This window comes from Methylobacterium sp. AC690, from assembly GCF_979256535.1.
In genome coordinates this window covers 1-232 of sequence record NZ_CEEDOX010000151.1, presented here as the reverse complement: position 1 = coordinate 232, position 232 = coordinate 1, and the positions used below count along the sequence as shown (strand labels likewise).

Sequence of the window (232 nt, the reverse complement as noted above, 5' to 3'; positions counted from 1 at the left end):
GTCTTCGCCGAGCCCGACCGCACCTCGCCCGCGCTCCTCGTTCCGGACTGGACGCGACGAGGTCCGCCACCACGTGACGGGGCCACGGCCACTGGCCGTGCCGCTTCAGGCTCTCCTCGTCGAGATCGACGACCCGCACCGCGGCGCCGTCGGTCTGGCGGGGGGTGATCCGCTGGAAGCTGTCGAAGGCCGCCTGCCGCCGGCGCTCGAACGGCTCCGGAACGGCGGTTCG

1 protein-coding gene is annotated in these 232 nt (G+C 74.1%); it reads right to left on the bottom strand.

Annotation, left to right across the window (positions count from 1 at the left end; translation table 11 throughout):
• Positions 1 to 232, bottom strand: a 232-nt coding sequence (locus AC0IY1_RS25680; RefSeq protein WP_471773388.1) for a CHASE2 domain-containing protein, incomplete at both ends; no start/stop codon positions are given.